This window comes from Leifsonia sp. P73, from assembly GCF_051059105.1.
Lineage (GTDB): Bacteria > Actinomycetota > Actinomycetes > Actinomycetales > Microbacteriaceae > Leifsonia.
On sequence record NZ_CP194931.1, the window covers coordinates 650,543 to 665,621 of the forward strand.

General features: G+C 71.5%; 12 protein-coding genes and 2 pseudogenes. All 14 read right to left on the reverse strand.

Going from position 1 to position 15,079, the window contains the following annotated elements; translation table 11 throughout:
• Positions 1-30 precede the first annotated feature (30 nt).
• A complete protein-coding gene (locus ACQ86L_RS03380) occupies positions 31-1,488 on the reverse strand; it encodes a glutamate synthase subunit beta (RefSeq protein WP_434317689.1) in 1,458 nt (485 codons plus the stop codon).
• Entirely contained in the window at positions 1,481-6,076 is a 4,596-nt protein-coding gene (gene gltB / locus ACQ86L_RS03385) for a glutamate synthase large subunit (protein ID WP_434317690.1), read from the reverse strand. The genes ACQ86L_RS03380 and gltB overlap by 8 nt, the downstream gene beginning before the upstream one ends.
• 184 nt (positions 6,077-6,260) lie before the next feature.
• Positions 6,261-7,268: a prolipoprotein diacylglyceryl transferase gene (lgt, locus tag ACQ86L_RS03390; protein ID WP_434317691.1), complete on the reverse strand. Its 1,008-nt coding sequence runs from the start codon at positions 7,266-7,268 to the stop codon at positions 6,261-6,263.
• Between the two features lie 108 nt (positions 7,269-7,376).
• Positions 7,377-8,173, reverse strand: a pseudogene (gene trpA / locus ACQ86L_RS03395) (tryptophan synthase subunit alpha).
• The gene (gene trpB / locus ACQ86L_RS03400; RefSeq protein WP_434317692.1) at positions 8,170-9,381 is read right to left on the reverse strand and encodes a tryptophan synthase subunit beta; all 1,212 of its coding nucleotides are present in this window, start codon (positions 9,379-9,381) and stop codon (positions 8,170-8,172) included. The pseudogene trpA and the gene trpB overlap by 4 nt, the downstream one beginning before the upstream one ends.
• A complete protein-coding gene (trpC, locus tag ACQ86L_RS03405; RefSeq protein ID WP_434317693.1) occupies positions 9,381-10,151 on the reverse strand; it encodes an indole-3-glycerol phosphate synthase TrpC in 771 nt (256 codons plus the stop codon). The genes trpB and trpC overlap by 1 nt, the downstream gene beginning before the upstream one ends.
• A gap of 3 nt (positions 10,152-10,154) precedes the next feature.
• Positions 10,155-10,385, reverse strand: a complete 231-nt coding sequence (locus ACQ86L_RS03410; protein WP_434317694.1) for a DUF6704 family protein — start codon at positions 10,383-10,385, stop codon at positions 10,155-10,157.
• Positions 10,386-10,492: 107 nt separating this feature from the next.
• Complete coding sequence (locus ACQ86L_RS03415) at positions 10,493-10,843, reverse strand: Trp biosynthesis-associated membrane protein (protein WP_434317695.1); 351 nt, start codon at positions 10,841-10,843, stop codon at positions 10,493-10,495.
• A 74-nt stretch (positions 10,844-10,917) separates the two neighbouring features.
• A pseudogene (locus ACQ86L_RS03420) lies at positions 10,918-11,223 on the reverse strand (Trp biosynthesis-associated membrane protein); the annotation flags it as partial.
• Positions 11,213-12,754 (reverse strand): anthranilate synthase component I, encoded by a 1,542-nt coding sequence (locus tag ACQ86L_RS03425; protein ID WP_434317696.1) that lies wholly within the window; start codon positions 12,752-12,754, stop codon positions 11,213-11,215. The pseudogene ACQ86L_RS03420 and the gene ACQ86L_RS03425, both read right to left, overlap by 11 nt.
• Positions 12,751-13,143, reverse strand: a complete 393-nt coding sequence (gene hisI, locus ACQ86L_RS03430; RefSeq protein ID WP_434317697.1) for a phosphoribosyl-AMP cyclohydrolase — start codon at positions 13,141-13,143, stop codon at positions 12,751-12,753. The genes ACQ86L_RS03425 and hisI overlap by 4 nt, the downstream gene beginning before the upstream one ends.
• The gene (hisF, locus tag ACQ86L_RS03435) at positions 13,140-13,904 is read right to left on the reverse strand and encodes an imidazole glycerol phosphate synthase subunit HisF (RefSeq protein ID WP_434317698.1); all 765 of its coding nucleotides are present in this window, start codon (positions 13,902-13,904) and stop codon (positions 13,140-13,142) included. Before hisF ends, hisI begins: the two co-directional genes overlap by 4 nt.
• Positions 13,904-14,743 carry an ATP phosphoribosyltransferase gene (hisG, locus tag ACQ86L_RS03440; protein WP_434317699.1) on the reverse strand — a complete coding sequence of 280 codons (840 nt, stop codon included), beginning with the start codon at positions 14,741-14,743 and terminating at the stop codon, positions 13,904-13,906. Before hisG ends, hisF begins: the two co-directional genes overlap by 1 nt.
• Before the next feature lie 46 nt (positions 14,744-14,789).
• On the reverse strand, positions 14,790-15,053 hold the full coding sequence (locus tag ACQ86L_RS03445; protein WP_179605777.1) for a phosphoribosyl-ATP diphosphatase: 264 nt from the start codon (positions 15,051-15,053) through the stop codon (positions 14,790-14,792).
• Positions 15,054-15,079 lie beyond the last annotated feature (26 nt).

The window sequence follows — 15,079 nt, forward strand, 5'->3', positions numbered from 1 at the left end:
CCCTGACGGCGCGTCTCGTGGTGGAGGGGATCAGACGAGGATGCCGCGATCCGTGGGGCGGACCGGCGACGGCAATTCCGTCTCCCCTTCAAGATACCGGTCGACGGCGGCTGCCGCTGCCCGGCCCTCTGCGATGGCCCAGACGATGAGCGACTGCCCGCGACCCGCGTCGCCGGCGACGAACACGCCGGCCTCGCTGGTCTGGTAGTCGCCGTCGCGGGCCACGTTACCCCGGTCGTCGAACGGGAGGCCGAGCTGGGCGCCCAGGTCCTCCTGCTCCGGACCGGTGAATCCGAGCGCGAGCAGGACGAGGTCCGCGGGGATCTCGCGCTCCGTGCCCGCCTTCGGCACGCGGCGGCCGTCGAGGTACTCGGTCTCCGCGACGCGGAGGGCCCTCACCTCGCCGAACTCGTTCCCGAGGAACTCGACGGTGGACGCGAGGTACTCGCGTGCGCCGCCCTCCTCGTGCGCGCTCTGCACCTCGAACAGCGTCGGCGTCATCGGCCACGGCTGGTGCGCGGGGCGCTCCGACGGCGGCTGCTTGCCGATCGCGAGGTTGGTCACACTCGCCGCGCCCTGGCGGTGCGCGGTGCCGATGCAGTCGGCGCCCGTGTCGCCGCCGCCGAGCACGATGACGTGCTTGCCGTCCGCCGTGATCTGGCCGGAGACCTGGTCGCCCGCTCCCGCCTTGTTCTGCTGGACGAGGTACTCCATCGCGTAGTGCACGCCCGCGAGGTCGCGGCCCGGGATCGGGAGGTCGCGCGGCACCATCGCGCCGGTGGCGACCACGACCGCGTCGTAGCGCGCCCGCAGGTCGTCCCAGGCGATGTCGACGCCGATGTTCACGCCGGCGCGGAAGCGGGTGCCCTCGGCCATCATCTGGTTCAGTCGCGCCTCCAGGTGCTTCTTCTCCATCTTGAAGTCCGGGATGCCGTAGCGCAGAAGGCCGCCGATGCGGTCGTCGCGCTCGTACACGGCGACCGTGTGGCCGGCGCGGGTGAGCTGCTGGGCCGCGGCGAGTCCGGCGGGGCCGGAGCCGACGACCGCGACGGTCTTGCCGGTGAGGCGCTCCGGCGGGTGCGGCTGCACCCAGCCGTTCTGCCAGGCCTGGTCGATGATCGACACCTCGACCTGCTTGATGGTGACGGCGGGCTGGTTGATGCCGAGCACGCACGACGACTCGCACGGGGCCGGGCAGAGCCGCCCGGTGAACTCCGGGAAGTTGTTGGTCGCGTGCAGGCGCTCGATGGCCTGGCGGCCCTCCCCGCGCCACATCAGGTCGTTCCACTCCGGGATCAGGTTGCCGAGCGGGCAGCCCTGGTGGCAGAACGGGATGCCGCAGTCCATGCAGCGCCCGGCCTGGCGGCGGAGCTGCGCCGGGTCGCCGGCCTCGTAGACCTCTTTCCAGTCCATGAGCCGGACCGAGACCGGTCGCCGCTTGGGGAGCTCGCGCTCCGTCGTCTTCAAGAAACCCTTCGGGTCAGCCACCGGTCACCTCCAGAATCCGATTCCACACAATGTCGCCGTCGGGGTCGAGCCCTTCGTCGACGGCCTCCTGACGCATCTGCAGCACGGCCGCGTAGTCCCGCGGCAGCACCTTGACGAACTTCGCCACCGTGGCGTCGAAGTCGGCGAGCATCCGCTCGGCCAGGGCCGAGCCGGTCTCGGCGCGGTGCTTCTCCAGCAGGTCGCGCACGATCTCGATGTCCGCGCTGCCGAGCGGCAGCAGCTCCAGCTCGCCGGTCGCCAGGGCGTCGCGGTTGACGCGCTCGCGCTTCAGGTCGTAGACGTACGCCGTGCCGCCGGACATGCCCGCGCCCAGGTTCCGGCCGGTGCCGCCCAGGATGACCGCGAGGCCGCCCGTCATGTACTCCAGCGCGTGGTCGCCCACGCCCTCCACGACCGCCGTGGCGCCCGAGTTGCGGACCAGGAAGCGCTCGCCCACGATGCCGCGGATGAACATGCTGCCCTGCGTCGCGCCGTAGCCGATCACGTTGCCCGCGATGACGTTGCGCTCGGCCGGGAAGACGCTGCCCTGCGGCGGCCGCACGACGATCTGCCCGCCGGAGAGGCCCTTGCCGACGTAGTCGTTGGAGTCGCCCTCCAGCCGCAGCGTGATGCCTGCGGGGAGGAACGCGCCGAGCGACTGGCCGGCGGAGCCCGTCAGCGTGATGTCGATCGTGCCGGTCGGGAGGCCGTTCTCGCCGTGGCGGGCCGTCACCTCGTGGCCGAGCATGGTGCCGACGGCGCGCTCGGTATTGCGGATCGGGAGCGACAGCGTGAGCGACGCGCCCTCCGAGCCGGGGTGAGCGGAGGCCAGCACGTCGTGCGCGGCCTGGATGAGCTGGTTGTCGAAGTGCTCGTCCAGCTCGTGGTCCTGGGCGCGGCCGTTCTTGCGCGGCGCGGACTCCGGGAACTCCGGCCCGCGCAGGATCGGCGTGAGGTCGAGGCCGGCCGCCTTCCAGTGCTCGATCGCACGGTCGGCGTCGAGCAGCTCGGCGTGGCCGATCGCCTCGTCCAGGCTGCGGAAGCCGAGCTCGGCGAGGTACTCGCGCACCTCCTGGGCGATGAACTCGAAGAAGTTGACGACGAACTCCGGCTTGCCCGAGAACCTCGAGCGGAGCTCCGGGTTCTGGGTGGCGACGCCGACCGGGCAGGTGTCCAGGTGGCAGACGCGCATCATGACGCAGCCGGAGACCACCAGCGGCGCGGTCGCGAAGCCGAACTCCTCGGCCCCGAGCAGCGCGCCGACGATGACGTCGCGGCCGGTCTTCAGCTGGCCGTCCACCTGCACCACGACGCGCTCGCGCATGCCGTTGAGCATCAGCGTCTGCTGCGTCTCGGCGAGGCCCAGCTCCCACGGCGTGCCCGCGTGCTTGAGCGAGTTGACCGGGGAGGCGCCCGTGCCGCCGTCGTGGCCGGAGACCAGGATGACGTCGGCCAGCGCCTTCGCCGTTCCGGCCGCGACCGCGCCGATGCCGGACTCGCTCACCAGCTTCACGTGCACGCGGGCCTGCGGGTTCGCGCGCTTCAGGTCGAAGATGAGCTGCTTGAGGTCCTCGATCGAGTAGATGTCGTGGTGCGGCGGCGGCGAGATGAGTCCGACGCCCGCGGTGGCGTGCCGGGTGCGCGCGACCCACGGATAGACCTTGGTCGGAGGCAGCTGGCCGCCCTCGCCGGGCTTGGCGCCCTGCGCGAGCTTGATCTGGATGTCGTCCGCGTGCGTCAGGTACATCGACGTGACGCCGAACCGCCCGGAGGCGACCTGCTTGATCGCGCTGCGGCGCTCGGGGTCGAGCAGGCGGTCGAGGTCCTCGCCGCCCTCGCCGGTGTTCGACTTCGCGCCGAGGCGGTTCATCGCGATGGCGAGGGTCTCGTGCGCCTCCTTGGAGATGGAGCCGTAGCTCATCGCCCCGGTGGAGAAGCGCTTGACGATGGACTCGACAGGCTCGACCTCGTCGATCGGGACAGCCGGGCGCTCGCCGGTGCGCAGCGCGAACATCCCGCGCAGCGTCATCAGCGACTCGGCCTGGTCGTCCACGAGCTTGGTGTACTCGCGGAAGACGTCGTACCGCCGCGTGCGCGTGGAGTGCTGCAGGCGGAACACCGTCTCCGGGTTGAAGAGGTGCGGCGAGCCGTCGCGGCGCCACTGGTACTCGCCGCCGGTCTCCAGCCGCTCGTGCGCAAGGATCGCGCCCTCCGGCGGGTAGGCCGCGGTGTGCCGCGCCAGGTTCTCCGCCGCGATGACGTCGATGCCGACGCCGCCGAGCTTGCTCGTGGTGCCGGTGAAGTACTGGTCCACGAACTCCTGGCTGAGGCCGACGGCCTCGAACGCCTGGGCGCCCGCGTACGACGACACGGTGGAGATGCCCATCTTCGACATGATCTTCAGCACGCCCTTGCCGAGCGCCTTGATCACGTTCTTGACGGCCTTCTCGGGCGTGACGTTGGTGATCATCCCGCTGCGGACGAGCTCCTCGCAGGTCTCCATCGCCAGGTACGGGTTGATCGCCGAGGCGCCGTAGCCGATCAGGAGCGCGACGTGGTGCACCTCGCGGACGTCGCCCGCCTCCACGATCAGACCGCACTTCATGCGGTTCTCGGCGCGGATCAGGTGGTGGTGCACGGCCGCGAGCATGAGCAGCGACGGGATCGGCGCGAGGTCCTTGGTGGAGTCGCGGTCGCTCAGCACGATGAACTGGGCGCCGGCCTCGATGGCCTCGTCCACCTCGTCGCACATCTCGGCGAGGCGCGCCTGCATGGCGTCCGGCCCGGCATCCGAGCGGTACAGGCCGCGCAGGGTCGTCGTCAGCCGGCTGCCCGGCCGCGGGTCGATGTGCTGGATCTTGGCCAGCTCGTCGTTGTCGATCACCGGGAAGTCGAGGACGACCTGGCGCGCGTGCTCCGGGCCGGCGCTGAGCAGGTTGCGCTCCGGGCCGAGACCGAGCGCGAGGGAGGTGACGACCTCCTCGCGGATGGAGTCGAGCGGCGGGTTGGTGACCTGCGCGAACTGCTGCGTGAAGTAGTCGAACAGCAGCCGCGGGCGCTCCGAGAGCACGGCGACCGGGGTGTCCGAGCCCATCGCGCCGAGCGGCTCCGCGCCCGTCGTCGCCATCGGCCGGAGCAGGACGCGCACCTCCTCCTCGGTGTAGCCGAAGGTGCGCTGGCGGCGGGTGACGGAGGCCGGGGTGTGCACGATGTGCTCGCGCTCCGGCAGGTCCTTCAGGTTGATCCGGCCCTCGGACAGCCACTCGCCGTACGGGGCTCCGGAGGCGAGCTCCGACTTGATCTCGTCGTCCTCGATCAGACGGCCGGCGACGGTGTCCACCAGGAACATCCGGCCGGGGCGCAGGCGGCCCTTGCGCACGACGCGGCTCGGCTCAATGTCGAGCACACCGATCTCGGAGGCCAGCACCACCAGGCCGTCGTTGGTGACGACGTACCGGCCGGGGCGGAGCCCGTTGCGGTCGAGCGTCGCGCCGACGAGCGAGCCGTCCGTGAAGACGATCGCGGCCGGGCCGTCCCACGGCTCCATGAGCATCGAGTGGTACTCGTAGAAGTCGCGGCGAACCGGGTCGATCTCGGTCTGGTTCTCCCAGGCCTCGGGCACCATCATCATGACGGCGTGCGGCAGCGACCGGCCGGTGAGCGAGATGAGCTCCACGACCTCGTCGAACGACGCCGAGTCCGACGCGCCGGGCGTCACGATCGGCAGCACGGGCGACAGGTCGCCGAGCAGCTCGCTCTCCAGCTGCGACTGGCGGGCGCGCATCCAGTTGCGGTTGCCGGAGACGGTGTTGATCTCGCCGTTGTGCGCGATCATCCGGAACGGCTGCGCGAGCGGCCAGGACGGGAATGTGTTCGTGGAGTACCGCGAGTGCACCAGCGCGAGCTTGGACGCGAAGCGCTGGTCGGAGAGGTCGGGGTAGAACGGCTCCAGCTGGAGCGTCGTGACCATGCCCTTGTAGACCATGGTGCGGCTGGACAGCGACGAGAAGTACAGGTCGAGCTCGCGCTCGGCGCGCTTGCGCAGGAAGAACGTCAGCCGGTCCAGCGCGATGCCGGCGACCGGCTCGCCGCGCTCGTCCGTGCGGGTGCTCGCGACGAAGAGCTGCTCGATGACGGGCATCGCGTCGCGCGCCAGCGTGCCGAGCTCCTCCGGGCGCACCGGCACCGGCCTCCAGCCCAGCACGGTGAGGTCGTGCTCCACGGCGATCGCCTCGACGGCCGCCTTCACGCTTTCGCGGGCGCCGGCCTCGGTCGGCAGGAATGCGTTGCCCACCGCGAAGCGACCGGCCCCTGGCAGCTCCAGCCCGGAGACCGCGCGCAGGAACGCGTCGGGGATCTGCGTGATGATGCCCGCGCCGTCGCCGGTGCCGGCGTCGGAGCCGACAGCGCCGCGGTGCTCCAGGTGGCGCAGCGCTTCGAGCGCCGCGTCGATGATGTCGTGACCGGCGGTGCCGCGCAGCGTGGCGACCATGGCGAGGCCGCACGCGTCCTTCTCGGCCGCGGGGTCGTAGAGACCCTGCTTGCCGGGAACCGTGCTGAACCGGGAGTGGGGAGGCGTGACCGCCATATTTCGACCGTCCTCACAGTGTCGTGGATGTGGGGAGTGGAGTGCGGGGACGCCTTCGGCCCGATGCTGGGAGGTTCCGCCGCAACTGCGCCGGGCTTGTGTGCGGCCCGGGGGTCGGTGCGGTCAGGTAGTGCTTATGGGATCAGCCTCTACAGGGTGGGTTGGTTCTCTGAGCCGGCGGAGATCATCCGCGCGACGGGCTTGTGGCCTTGGCTCCGGCGGACGCGGTGGGCTCTCCGTCACCATCGACGAAGTCCTCGTCGTCCGAGTCCGTGTTGTCAGAGTCTACCTCAGCATCGGGGCGAACCCATTCACGGCCCGTGTGGTACACGCTCGGCTCGAGTCCGGGGTGGCGCCGCGACTGGACGACGAAGAGGATGACGCCGAGGACGACCGCGGCGAAGGCGGCCCACACGTTGCTCGGGATGCCGAGGAAGGTGAACTCGCTCGGGTCGATGCGGATCGACTCCAGGTACGAGCGGCCCACGCCGTACCAGATGAGGTAGACGGCGAGCGTCTTGCCCCACTGCAGCCGGAACTTGCGCTCCAGGAAGAGGATGACGATGACGCCGATGACGTTCCAGATGATCTCGTAGAGGAACAGCGGCTGGAACAGCGTGTTGTCCGGCAGACCGACCGGGATGGCCTTATTGCCCGAGTCGATCTGCAGACCCCAGGGCAGGTTGGTCGGGAGGCCGAACAGCTCCTGGTTGAAGTAGTTGCCGAGGCGGCCGATCGCCTGGGCCAGCAGCAGCGCGGGGGCGAGGGCGTCGGCGACGCTCCAGAACCGCAGGCCGCTGATCCGGCACGCGATCCAGATGCCGATCGCGCCGCCGATGAGCGCACCGAAGATGGCGTTGCCGCCCTCCCAGATCGCCCAGACGCTGCCCGGCTGGAACGGGTTCCAGGTGTTGTGCCCCGCGGCGAAGTAGTCGCTGGGGTGCGTGACGACGTGGTAGATGCGGGCGCCGATGATGCCGAGCACGACCGCCCAGAGCAGGATGTCGAGGATGACGCCCGGCTCCGCGCCGCGCTTGGTGAGGCGGCGGGAGGTCCACATGGCCGCGATCACGATGCCGATCAGGATCATGATGGCGTAGGTCTGGATGCGCCAGTGCAGGCCGAAGATGTCGATCGGGATCTGCTGCCACTCGGGTCCAGGGCTCGGGATGCTGGCGACCCAGCTGCTCATCGTCGCGACCACGCGATGACTACCTTTCGTTTCCGATGGAGTCCGGCGCCGAGTGGCGCACGGCCTCCAGTCTACGTGTTGGCCGGGGATGCCCCCGACGCGGTCGGGTCAGGCCGTCGCGCCCTGGCGCACCGTGCCGCGCGCGAGCTCCGCGGCGACCCGTCCGGCCTCCGCGACTCCCCCGTCGGCCAGCGCCTTCACGAGGGCGGACCCCACGATCGCGCCGTCCGCGTACTCCAGGACCTCGGCGACCTGCGCCGCGCTGGAGATGCCGAGGCCGACGCACGTGCTGGTGGCGCCCGCGTCGCGCAGGCGGCCGACCAGCGTGCGGGCCGCGGCGTCGACGTCGGTGCGCGCGCCGGTGATGCCCATCGTGGAGACGGCGTAGACGAAGCCGCGGCTGTGCTCGACGGTCGAGCGCAGGCGCGCATCCGTCGAGGAGGGCGCCGCGAGGAACACGCGGTCGAGCCCCGCGCGCTCGGAGGCGGCCAGCCAGGCCGCTCCTCGTCGGGGATCAGGTCGGGCGTGATCAGCCCGGCGCCGCCCGCGGCGACCAGGTCGTCCGCGAACCGGTCGACGCCGTACTGCAGCACCGGGTTCCAGTAGGTCATCACCAGCACCGGCACGTCCACGCGCTGCGTGATCTCGCGCACGGCTGTGAAGCCGTCGCGCAGCCGGAAGCCGTTCGACAGCGCTCGCTGCGTCGCCGCCTGGATGACCGCGCCGTCCATGACGGGGTCGGAGTACGGCAGGCCGAGCTCGATGACGTCGACGCCGTTCTCGGCGAGGGCCACGGCGGCGTCGACGCTGGTCTGCAGGTCGGGGAAGCCGGCCGGGAGGTAGCCGATCAGGGCGCCCGCGGCCTCGGCGTTGCGGCGGGCGATGGTGTCTGCCACGCGGCTCACGACTGCACGGCTCCTTCGTCGATCAGGCCGAAGTAGCGTCCGGCGGTCTCCATGTCCTTGTCGCCGCGCCCGCTCAGGTTCACGAGCACGATGCCGTCCGGGCCGAGCTGCTTGCCGAGCTCCAGCGCGCCCGCCAGGGCGTGCGCCGACTCGATGGCCGGGATGATGCCTTCGGTGCGGCTGAGCAGGCGCAGTGCCTCCATCGCGTCCGCGTCCGTCACCGGGCGGTACTCGGCACGGCCGATCGACGCGAGCCACGAGTGCTCCGGGCCGACACCGGGGTAGTCGAGTCCGGCGGAGATCGAGTGCGACTCGATGGTCTGGCCGTCCTCGTCCTGCAGCAGCATGCTGCGCGCGCCGTGAAGGACGCCGGGGCGGCCCTTGGTGATGGTCGCGGCGTGGCGCGGGGTCTCCGCGCCCTCGCCGCCGGCCTCGAAGCCGACCAGGCGCACGTCCTCGTCGTCCAGGAACGCGTGGAAGATGCCCATCGCGTTCGAGCCGCCGCCGACGCAGGCCGCGACGGCGTCGGGCAGGCGGCCGGTCAGCGCGAGGACCTGCTCGCGGGCCTCCTCGCCGATGATCTTCTGGAGGTCGCGCACCATCTCGGGGAACGGGTGCGGGCCCGCGACGGTGCCGAAGATGTAGTTGGTGTCCTCGACGTTGGTCACCCAGTCGCGCATCGCGTCGTTGATCGCGTCCTTGAGCGTGCGCGAGCCGGTCGTGACCGCGATGACCTCGGCGCCGAGCAGGCGCATGCGGGCCACGTTCAGGGCCTGCCGCTCGGTGTCGACCTCGCCCATGTAGATCGTGCAGCTCAGGCCGAATAGGGCGGCGGCCGTCGCGGTCGCGACGCCGTGCTGGCCCGCCCCCGTCTCGGCGATCACGCGGGTCTTGCCGATGCGCTTTGTCAGGATGGCCTGGCCCAGCACGTTGTTGATCTTGTGCGAGCCGGTGTGGTTGAGGTCCTCGCGCTTGAGGATGACGCGGGCGCCGCCTGCGTGGGCGGCGAAGCGCGGCACCTCGGTGATGATGCTGGGCCGCCCGGTGTAGCTGCGGTGCAGCTCGTCCAGCTCGGCGTGGAACGCGGGGTCGGCCTTCGCCGCCTCCCACGCCACGGTGAGCTCGTCGAGGGCGGCGACGAGGGACTCGGGCACGAAGCGTCCGCCGAAGTCGCCGAAGTAGGGTCCGTGTTCAGAACGAAGGGACATCAGGCTCCAAGGAACTGGCCGAGCGTGGCGATCGGGTCGCTCGTGACGAGCGCCTCGCCGACGAGCACGACATCCGCGCCCGCCGCCCGGTAGTGCGCGACATCGGCGGCCGACTTCACGGCCGACTCCGCCACGCGGATGACGCCGGACGGGTACCGGTCGGCCAGGCGGCCGAACAGGTCGGGGTCCAGCTCGAACGTCGAGAGGTTGCGCGCGTTGACGCCCACCAGCTTCGCGCCGGTGTCGAACGCGCGGCTCAGCTCGTCCTCGGTGTGCGCCTCCACGAGCGCGGTCATGCCGAGGTCGGCGATGAGGTCGTGGAGCTCCACGAGCCGCTGCTGATCGAGCGCGGCGACGATGAGAAGCACGAGGTCGGCCCCGGCGGCGCGCGCCTCGAGCACCTGGTAGGGCTCGGCGACGAACTCCTTGCGGAGCACCGGGAGGGTCACCGCGGCGCGGACGGCCTCCAGGTCGGCGAGCGACCCCTTGAAGCGGCGCTCCTCGGTGAGGACGCTGATCGCGCTCGCTCCCCCGGTCTCGTACAGGGCGGCGAGGGCGGCCGGGTCGGGGATCGCGGCGAGGTCGCCGCGCGACGGGCTGGCGCGCTTGACCTCGGCGATGATCTTGACCCGCTCGGCGGGCGCGAGCGCCGCGAGCGCGTCGATGGCGGGCTCCCGCGCGACAGCGGCGGCCTCGACGACCGCGAGCGGTCGCTCGGCGCGTCGCCGCTCCGCATCCTCCAGCGCGCCGGCGACGAGGTCGGCGAGCATGGGCTAGTGGCCCTTCGGGGTGTACTTGGAGCCGCCCACTCCGTAGCCCGCGCGCTTCATGACCCAGCCGACGATCAGTCCGACGATCGCGAGGCCCGCAGAGGCCCACACCACGATCGGCGCGTCGTAGAAGAACGCGATGGCGCCGATGGTGAAGGCGATAAGCATGATGATCACGGCCGTCCACGCCGCCGGCGAATGACCGTGGCCTGGCTCGACTGACTCGGTGCTCATGGGACTCCTGCACGTCGGGTGCGCGTCTCGGCTGCTGTTCAGCCGGCACAGCCCGGAGGCTGCACCACGGCGCGCACGGATTGGTGGATCTGAACCAGTCTAGTGGCTCAGCGGGTGGGGTCGTCGCCGCGACTCAGCTCGTCCCAGCTGTCGATCGCGGAGTCCCGGTCGAGGGAGGTGGGCTCCTCCGGCGCGTCGGATTCGGCGACGGCGCGGGCCTCGCGCTCGTCGCCCTCCTCCGCCTCGCCCGCGGTCTCCCCGGCGGGCTCGTCGCCGTCCAGCTCGGCGAGTGTCTCCTCGGCCGAGCGGCCGTCCGCACCGGCGAACCGGGCCTGGTACTTGCGCGACGGGCCGGGCCAGGCGCGCAGGAAGACGAGGGCCAGCACGCCGGACAGCGCGACCAGCACGCCGCCGACGACGGCGAGCCACGGCCAGAACTCCGTGGACGTGCTCTGCACCAGCTTGCGCAGCGAGGCCTCCCCGCGACGCCCGTCGCGGACGTGATCGCGGCACTGGCGGCCTGCAGCGGGTCGCCGAGCACGGCGAGGGCCGAGTAGACGAGGGAGACGCCCAGCAGGACGCCGAGCAGCGCCAGCACGACCCGGAACGCGGGGCCGGCGATGGCGAGCGCCGCGGTCAGGGCGAGGCCCGCGAGCGAGAGCGCCGTGAGCGCGGGCGCCGCGGCCGAGCCGGCGACGGTGACCGTTCCGGCGTGGTTCGCCACGTCCCGCACCTGGATGGTGAACCAGGTCTGCGTCGCGGACAGCAGGCCGAGGCCGCTCCCGACCAGGAGGGCGAGGAGCGTCAGGTACTTGATCCGGCGGTTCTCAGTCCGCACCGTGCACCCGTCTCATCCCGTTGGCCACCGCGACCGCGCGCAGCGGCGCCGCGGCCTTGTTCTGCGACTCCTGGAACTCCAGGCGCGGCACCGAGTCGGCGACGAGGCCGCCGCCCGCCTGCACGCGCGCGACCCCGCCCAGGATGGTGGCCGTGCGGATCGCGATGGCGAGGTCGGCGTCGCCGGCGAAGTCGAAGTAGCCGATCACTCCCCCGTACACGCCGCGCTGCGCGGGCTCCAGCTCGTCGATGATCCGCAGCGCCATCGGCTTCGGGGCCCCGGAGAGGGTGCCGGCCGGGAAGGTCGCCCGGAAGACGTCGATCGCGCCGGAGGTCGGCAGCAGGTCGCCCTCCACCGACGAGACGATGTGCATGATGTGGCTGAACCGCTCCACGCGCATGAACTCGGTCACCTCGACGCTGCCGGCCGCGCACACCTTCAGGAGGTCGTTGCGGGCCAGGTCGACGAGCATCAGGTGCTCGGCGCGCTCCTTGTCGTCGGCGAGGAGGGAGGCCTCCAGATCGAGGTCCTCCTCCGGGGTCGCGCCGCGCGGCCGCGAGCCGGCGATGGGGTGCGTGAAGGCGCGGCCCTCCTGCACCTTGACCAGCGCCTCCGGCGAGGAGCCGACGATCTGGTAGGGCTCGCCGTCCGGCCGCTCCAGCGACAGCAGGTACATGTACGGGCTGGGGTTCAGCGCCCGCAGGACGCGGTAGACGTCGAGCGCGGAGGCGGTGCACTCCAGCTCGAAGCGCTGCGAGATGACCACTTGGAAGATGTCGCCCGCGACAATGCGCTCCTTGGCCGTCACGACCGACGCGAGGAAGTCCTCCTCGCGGGTGCGGGACACCGGGTGCGCCGGCGTGCCGAGGTCGACCTCGGCCAGCCACGCCTCGGACGGCTGCGCGAGCTGCCGCTGCATCCGGTCGAGGCGCTGCTGCGCGTCGCTCCACAGCGCGTCGGCGTCCTGCTCACCGTCGGCCAGCGCGTTGGCGATGAGCTTGACAGTGCCCGAGCGGTGGTCGATCACCACGAGGTCGGCGGCGAAGGCCATCGCCTGACCCGGGATGTCGTAGTCCGCGGGCGGGCGCTGCGGCAGGCGCTCCAGCTGGCGCACCGCCTCCCAGCCGATGAAGCCGACCAGGCCGCCGGTCAGCGGGGGAAGGCCGGGGATGCGCGGCGACGACCAGCGCTCGTGCAGAGCCGCGAGGGCGTCGAGCGGACCGGCCGGCACGTCGGCACCCAGGGCGCGCTCGGCGGACAGGCCGTAGTCGAGCCAGCGCACGTCGTCGCCGTCCTGCGTGAGCATGCCGAACGACGCCGCGCCCACGAAGGAGAAGCGCGACCAGATGCCGCCCTGCTCGGCGGACTCCAGCAGGAAGGTGCCCGGCCGTCCGGCGGCGAGCTTGCGGTAGATCCCGACCGGCGTCTCACCGTCCGCGAAGAGCTCGCGGACCACGGGCACGACGCGGTGCTCGGCGGCCAGCGCGGCGAACTCGTCGCGCCCCGTCGTGCCGTTCGCGGTCGCGATCACAGGTCGGACCCCATCTCCTTGACCAGCTCGTCGGTCTCCGCCCCGCCGATGACAGGCTCCAGCACGTCGGCGTCGAAGCAGGTGCGGGTGCCGGTGTGGCAGGCCGCGCCGACCTGGTCGACGGTCACGAGCAGGGTGTCGCCGTCGCAGTCGAGCGCGGCGCCCTTGACGTACTGGACGTGCCCGGAGGTGTCGCCCTTGCGCCAGTACTCCTGCCGGGAGCGCGACCAGAACGTCACGCGGCCCTCGGTGAGCGTGCGGCGCACGGCCTCCGCGTCCATCCAGCCCATCATGAGCACCTCACGGGAGTCCCACTGCTGGATGACGGCGGGCACCAGCCCGGCGTCGGTGAAGCGGATCCGTCCGATCACGTCGTCCAGCCCGGTCATGAGCGCACCTCCAAGCCTGCGTGACGCAGTTCCTGTTTCACGTCCCCGATGGTCATTTCGCCCGAGTGGAACACGCTGGCGGCGAGCACGGCGTCGGCTCCGGCGCGGATCGCCGGCACGAAGTCCGCCAGGGAGCCCGCACCGCCGGACGCGATCACCGGGACGGTGCTGATCGCGCGCATCTCGCGGACGAGCTCCAGGTCGAAGCCCTCCTTGGTGCCGTCGGCGTCGATCGAGTTGACCAGGAGCTCGCCGGCGCCGAGCTCGATGGCGCGCGCCGCCCAGGCCAGCGCGTCGATGCCGGTCTCGGTGCGGCCACCGTGCGTCGTCACGACGAAGCCGGAGGGCGTCGCCGCCGAGCGCTTGACGTCGAGCGAGAGCACGAGCACCTGCGCGCCGAAGCGCCGGGCGATCTCCGCCACCAGCTCCGGGCGCGCGATCGCGGCCGAGTTGACGCCGACCTTGTCCGCGCCGCTGCCCAGCAGCTTCGCGACGTCCTCGGTGCTGCGCACCCCGCCGCCGACGGTGAGCGGGATGAAGACCTGCTCGGCCGTCGCGCGCACCACGTCGTAGGTGGTCGCCCGGTCGTCGACCGTGGCCGTGACATCCAGGAAGGTCAGCTCGTCGGCGCCCTGCTCGAAGTACCGGCGTGCCAGCTCGACGGGGTCGCCCTGATCGCGGAGGTTCTGGAAGTTGACGCCCTTGACGACGCGTCCGGCGGCCACGTCGAGACAGGGGATGACCCGGACCGCGACGCTCATCAGATCCGCGCCGCGTGGATCGAGGTGACCAGGATGGCCCTGGCGCCGAGTTCGTAGAGGTCGTCCATGACGTGGTTGGTGCTGTCGCGCTTGATCATCACGCGCACCGCCACCCAGTCGGGCTCGCCGAGCGGCGACACGGTGGGCGACTCCACGCCGGGCGTGAGCGCGACGGCCTGCTCCAGGAGGGCGACCGGGAGGTTGTAGTCGATCAGCACGTACTGGCGGGCGACCATGACGCCCTGCAGCCGGCGGAGCAGGGTGTCGACGCCCGCGGCGGGCGACGGCGAGGAGACCAGCACGGCCTCGGACTCCAGGATGACCGGGCCGAAGATCTCCAGGCCCTGCTTGCGGAGCGTCGAGCCCGTCTCGACCACGTCGGCCACGGCGTCCGCGACGCCGAGCCGCACCGCGGACTCCACGGCGCCGTCGAGCTTGATGAGCGCCGCGTCCACGCCGTTCTCAGCGAGGAAGCCGCCGACCAGGCCGGGGTAGCTCGTCGCGACGCGCTTGCCGTCGAGGTCGGCGAGGTCGGTGTAGGTGCCGGCCGGACCGGCGAAGCGGAACGTGGAGGCGGCGAAGTCGAGCGCCGCGATCTCGGCGGCGGGCGACCCCGAGTCGATCAGGAGGTCGCGGCCGGTGATGCCGACGTCAAGCGCGCCGGAGCCGACGTAGGTGGCGATGTCGCGCGGCCGGAGGTAGAAGAACTCCACCCCGTTCCGCGGGTCGGCGACGATGAGCTCCTTGGGGTCGCGGCGGCCGTTGTAGCCGGCCTCGTGGAGCATCTGCGCCGCGGTCTCGGAGAGGGAGCCCTTGTTGGGGACGGCGATCTTCAGCATGTGATATGACTTTCGTGACGTGGGTGACGGAGGCGGGGGTCGTTCGTCACAGATGTCGGTACACGTCGGCCGGAGTCAGGCCTTTCGCGAGCAGCAGCACCTGGAGGTGGTAGAGGAGCTGGGAGATCTCCTCGGCCGTGGCCTCGTCGGACTCGTACTCGGCGGCCATCCAGACCTCGGCGGCCTCCTCCACGATCTTCTTTCCGATGGCGTGCACGCCCGCGTCCAGCTCGCGAACCGTCCCGGAGCCCTCCGGGCGGGTCTCGGCCTTCTCGCTGAGCTCGGCGAAGAGGTCGTCGAAGGTTTTCACCGTTACAGCGTACCGGTCGTGGAGTG

What these genes read in the sequence shown, in the direction of transcription:
- hisF (WP_434317698.1), bottom strand. Translation starts at nt 13,904, where the DNA reads ATGAGCGTCGCGGTCCGGGTCATCCCCTGTCTCGACGTGGCCGCCGGA.
- ACQ86L_RS03410 (WP_434317694.1), bottom strand. Translation starts at nt 10,385, where the DNA reads ATGAGCACCGAGTCAGTCGAGCCAGGCCACGGTCATTCGCCGGCGGCG.
- trpB (WP_434317692.1), bottom strand. Translation starts at nt 9,381, where the DNA reads ATGTCCCTTCGTTCTGAACACGGACCCTACTTCGGCGACTTCGGCGGA.
- lgt (WP_434317691.1), bottom strand. Translation starts at nt 7,268, where the DNA reads ATGAGCAGCTGGGTCGCCAGCATCCCGAGCCCTGGACCCGAGTGGCAG.
- hisG (WP_434317699.1), bottom strand. Translation starts at nt 14,743, where the DNA reads ATGCTGAAGATCGCCGTCCCCAACAAGGGCTCCCTCTCCGAGACCGCG.
- hisI (WP_434317697.1), bottom strand. Translation starts at nt 13,143, where the DNA reads ATGACCGGGCTGGACGACGTGATCGGACGGATCCGCTTCACCGACGCC.
- trpC (WP_434317693.1), bottom strand. Translation starts at nt 10,151, where the DNA reads ATGCTCGCCGACCTCGTCGCCGGCGCGCTGGAGGATGCGGAGCGGCGA.
- gltB (WP_434317690.1), bottom strand. Translation starts at nt 6,076, where the DNA reads ATGGCGGTCACGCCTCCCCACTCCCGGTTCAGCACGGTTCCCGGCAAG.